Origin of the sequence: Sphingomonas sp. CCH9-E2 (genome assembly GCF_001557215.1) — a bacterium.
GTDB lineage: Bacteria > Pseudomonadota > Alphaproteobacteria > Sphingomonadales > Sphingomonadaceae > Sphingomonas.
Window position 1 is genome coordinate 1 of record NZ_LSJM01000003.1, and the last position, 4,052, is coordinate 4,052.

Here is a 4,052-nt window from a genome sequence, read left to right on the forward strand (position 1 = left end):
GGGGAGGGCCTGTCCCCACTCCCCGAACCCCACCAAAGAAACCCTACACAGCCCACACGCCAACAATGCTTGGCGTCGCGGCAATCCCCGCCTAAACGCCCCTCATCATGACCGCACCCAACTCCTTCCGCGCCCAGCCCGATGACCGCGGCCATTTCGGCCAGTTCGGCGGGCGCTATGTCGCCGAAACGCTGATGCCGCTCGTCCTCGACCTTGAGCGCGAGTATAAAGCTGCGAAAGCCGACCCGGCCTTTGCCGCGCAGTTCGACGACCTGCTCGAACATTATGTCGGCCGCCCCAGCCCGCTCTATTACGCCGAACGGCTGACCGACGCGCTGCGCGAAAACGCGCCCGACGGCATGGGCGCCGAAATCTGGTTCAAGCGCGACGAGCTCAACCATACCGGCGCGCACAAGATCAATAATTGCATCGGCCAGATCCTGCTCGCGATCCGCATGGGCAAGACGCGGATCATCGCGGAGACCGGCGCGGGCCAGCATGGCGTCGCCACCGCCACCGTCTGCGCACGCTTCGGCCTGCCCTGCACCATCTTCATGGGTGCGAAAGACGCCGCGCGCCAGCAGCCGAACGTGTTCCGCATGAAGCTGCTCGGCGCCGAAGTCCGCCCGGTCACCAGCGGCGCGGGCACGCTCAAGGACGCGATGAACGAGGCGCTGCGCGACTGGGTCGCCAACGTCCACGACACTTTCTACATCATCGGCACCGCCGCCGGCCCGCACCCCTATCCCGAACTGGTCCGCGACTTCCAGAGCGTGATCGGCAAGGAAGCGCGCGCGCAGATGCTCGCCCGCACCGGCCGCCTCCCCGACCTGCTCGTCGCCGCGATCGGCGGGGGCAGCAACGCGATCGGCCTGTTCCACCCGTTCCTCGACGACGCCGATGTCGCGATGCTCGGCGTCGAAGCAGCGGGCGAAGGGCTGGACAAGAAGCACGCCGCCAGCCTCGCGGGCGGCGAACCCGGCATCCTCCACGGCAACAAGACCTATCTGCTGCAGGACGAGGACGGCCAGATCACCGAAGCGCATTCGATCAGCGCCGGCCTCGACTATCCCGGCATCGGCCCCGAACATGCCTGGCTCAAGGACATCGGCCGCGTCACCTATACCAGCGTGACCGACACCGAAGCGCTCGACGCGTTCCAGCTGCTCTGCCGCACCGAAGGCATCATCCCCGCGCTGGAACCTTCGCACGCCATCGCAGCCGTCGCGGTCAAGGCACGGGAAATGCGGCGAGATCAGGTGATCCTCGCCAATTTGTGCGGCCGCGGCGACAAGGACATCTTCACAGTCGCCGAGGCGCTGGGGGTGGAGATATGACCCGCCTCGCCACCACCTTCGCCGCCGCCGCGCGCGACCACCGCGCCGCCCTCGTCACCTTCGTCACCGCGGGTGACGGCGACACCGCCGCGATCCTCGACGCGCTCGTCGCGGGCGGGGCCGATGTGATCGAACTCGGCATGCCCTTCACCGATCCGATGGCCGATGGCCCGGCGATCCAGGCCGCGAACCTGCGCAGCCTCGCCGCCGGCACGCGCACCGCCGATGTGCTCGCCATCGCCGCGGCCTTCCGCCAGCGCCACCCGGACACCCCGCTGGTGCTGATGGGCTATGCCAACACCATGACCCGCCCGACGCCCGAAGCCTTTGCGCAGAAGGCAGCGGACGCAGGCATCGACGGCGCGATCATCGTCGATATCCCGGCGGAGGAAGCGGACGAGATCGCCGCCTTCGCCCCCCACGGCATCGCCACCATCCGCCTCGCCACCCCCACCACCGACGCCGCGCGCCTGCCCGCCGTGCTCGATGGCGCGAGCGGGTTCCTCTATTACGTCTCCGTCGCCGGCATTACCGGCAAGCAGCAGGCGGCACAGGACAGCATCGAGGCTGCCGTCGCCCGGCTCAAGGCCGCGACCGACCTCCCCGTCGCGGTCGGCTTCGGCGTCCGCACGCCGCAGCAAGCCGCCGCGATCGGCCGCGTCGCCGATGGCGTCGTGGTCGGCTCGGCGATCATCGACATCATCGCGGCAGAGGGCGCCAATGCCCCCGCCGCCGTCCGCACCTATATCCAATCCCTGTCGGCCGCGCTGGCCGCAGCACGCAAGGAAACCGCCGCATGAGCTGGCTCACCCGCGTCCGCAACGCGATCTCGCTCGTCATCCCGAACAAGGCGGAGACGCCCGACCATCTCTGGCACAAGTGCAAGGGTTGCGGGCAAATGGTGTTCGTCAAGGAACTCCAGGAAAACCAGTCGGTCTGCCCGATCTGCGACCATCATGAGCGCATCGGCGGCCGCGCGCGCTTCGAGCAATTGTTCGACGCGGGCAGCTATACCGTCCTCCCGAACCCCAAGGTCGCCGAAGACCCGCTCAAGTTCCGCGACCAGAAGCCCTATCCCGCCCGCATCAAGGCCGCTCGCGCCAGCACCGGTGAGCAGGACGCGTTCCTCAACGCCAGCGGCACCATCCTTGGCCAGCGCGCGGTGATCGGCGTGCAGGATTTCGCCTTCATGGGCGGATCGATGGGCCAGGCGGTCGGCGAAGCCTTCATCGCCGGCGTCGAGGCCGCAATCGCCGCCAAAGCACCCTACATCGTCTTCACCGCCAGCGGCGGCGCGCGCATGCAGGAGGGTATCCTGTCCCTCATGCAGATGCCGCGCACCACCGTCGCCATCTCGATGCTCCACGACGCCGGCCTGCCCTACATCGTCGTGCTGACCGACCCGACCTCGGGCGGCGTGATGGCGGCATACGCAATGCTCGGCGACGTCCAGATCGCCGAACCCAAGGCCACCCTCGCCTTCACCGGCCGCCGCGTGATCGAAAGCACGATCCGCGAAAAGCTGCCCGACGATTTCCAGACCAGCGAATATTATCTCGACCACGGCCTGATCGACATGGTCGTGCACCGCAAGGACCTGCGCGAAAAGCTCGGCGCCCTGATCGGCCTGCTGGTGGAGGAAAAGGCGGCGGCGTAGGGCGGCGAAGAAAAAAGCCCCTCCCCTTCAGGGGAGGGGTTGGGGTGGGGGAATCATGGCAACAGAAACCGACCTAGCCAAATTCGCCCGCCAAAACCGCCGCAACCCCACCGAGTGGGAAAAACACCTCTGGCGCCACCTCTCCAACCGCCAGCTCGCCGGCCACAAATTTCGCCGCCAGCACAAGTTCGCACCCTATATCGCCGACTTCTTCTGCCCGGCCAAAGGCCTGGTCGTCGAACTCGACGGCGACACCCACCGCGCCGACCGCGACGAGGCGCGCGACATCTTCTTCCTCCGCTCCGGCTTCACGACGCTCCGCTTCACCAATGCCGAGGTGCGGGAGAACATCAACGGCGTGCTTCAGGCGATCCTGTCAAAGCTGGATGCACTTCCCGATCGGTGGCCTGACGATGCCAAAACTGCCCCACCCCAACCCCTCCCCTGAAGGGGAGGGGCTTGAAGGCCGCTCGTCCATGCCTGCACGCCTCCCATCCCCGCGTGCTCCGCTGGCTGCGCTCCCTCTCGCAACCAAGGCCGGGATCGCATGGCCGAGGGCTTACGCGACAGATGCGGGTCACTCTTCCTCGTCGCCACTCCGATCGAGCAAGTCCGCGTCGGACAGCTCCGGTAGGCTAGCGTCCACATGCCAGCGATACAGCTCCTTCGGATAGGCGTAGGGTTGACGATCGGCGACCATCATCTCAACATCCTGCAACAGCCTCGAACCTAGCTTGTCGTTCGCTTCGTGATGCACTTTGGCCTGCCGGATCATGTCCAGCAACTGATCGGCCTTCGCATCACCGAACTTCTTGCGCAGGTTCTCTACGCCACGCTCCAGGCTGTAATACGCTCCATCAAAGTCCAACCCATAATCTTCCGGGAAGTGACGGGTAGGTGCTCGCATAAGCGTGGTGACGATGCGATCTCGCAACTGGCTCTTGGTCTTAGGAGCTAAGCTCTCGCGATACCTCATACTACGGCCTTATCGTATAGACGGGGTAAACGCCTACCAACAAAAAGGCTCCAGCCCCCTCCTTCAAACACCCCCTCCCCAC

At 66.2% G+C, this 4,052-nt stretch carries 5 protein-coding genes; 4 read left to right on the forward strand and 1 reads right to left on the reverse strand.

Features of this window, described 5'->3' with window-relative positions; genetic code table 11:
• The first annotated feature begins 107 nt into the window (after nucleotides 1-107).
• Genes trpB through AX681_RS22740 form a run of 4 tightly spaced genes read left to right on the forward strand, consistent with a single transcriptional unit; the run spans nucleotide 108 to nucleotide 3,442 of the window.
• Nucleotides 108-1,337 (forward strand): tryptophan synthase subunit beta, encoded by a 1,230-nt coding sequence (gene trpB / locus AX681_RS00080; protein WP_066659188.1) that lies wholly within the window; start codon nucleotides 108-110, stop codon nucleotides 1,335-1,337.
• Nucleotides 1,334-2,137: a tryptophan synthase subunit alpha gene (trpA, locus tag AX681_RS00085; protein WP_066659187.1), complete on the forward strand. Its 804-nt coding sequence runs from the start codon at nucleotides 1,334-1,336 to the stop codon at nucleotides 2,135-2,137. Before trpB ends, trpA begins: the two co-directional genes overlap by 4 nt.
• Nucleotides 2,134-2,994 (forward strand): acetyl-CoA carboxylase, carboxyltransferase subunit beta, encoded by an 861-nt coding sequence (accD, locus tag AX681_RS00090; RefSeq protein ID WP_066659186.1) that lies wholly within the window; start codon nucleotides 2,134-2,136, stop codon nucleotides 2,992-2,994. The genes trpA and accD overlap by 4 nt, the downstream gene beginning before the upstream one ends.
• Before the next feature lie 55 nt (nucleotides 2,995-3,049).
• Entirely contained in the window at nucleotides 3,050-3,442 is a 393-nt protein-coding gene (locus AX681_RS22740; RefSeq protein WP_231733784.1) for an endonuclease domain-containing protein, read from the forward strand.
• A 129-nt stretch (nucleotides 3,443-3,571) separates the two neighbouring features.
• Here AX681_RS22740 and AX681_RS21680 read toward each other — a convergent pair whose 3' ends face one another.
• Complete coding sequence (locus tag AX681_RS21680) at nucleotides 3,572-3,970, reverse strand: hypothetical protein (protein ID WP_156442827.1); 399 nt, start codon at nucleotides 3,968-3,970, stop codon at nucleotides 3,572-3,574.
• Nucleotides 3,971-4,052: the final 82 nt, after the last annotated feature.

Bases quoted from the DNA above. Each gene is read 5' to 3' on its own strand.
- trpB (WP_066659188.1), top strand. From the start codon at position 108: ATGACCGCACCCAACTCCTTCCGCGCCCAGCCCGATGACCGCGGCCAT.
- trpA (WP_066659187.1), top strand. From the start codon at position 1,334: ATGACCCGCCTCGCCACCACCTTCGCCGCCGCCGCGCGCGACCACCGC.
- accD (WP_066659186.1), top strand. From the start codon at position 2,134: ATGAGCTGGCTCACCCGCGTCCGCAACGCGATCTCGCTCGTCATCCCG.
- AX681_RS21680 (WP_156442827.1), bottom strand. From the start codon at position 3,970: ATGAGGTATCGCGAGAGCTTAGCTCCTAAGACCAAGAGCCAGTTGCGA.
- AX681_RS22740 (WP_231733784.1), top strand. From the start codon at position 3,050: ATGGCAACAGAAACCGACCTAGCCAAATTCGCCCGCCAAAACCGCCGC.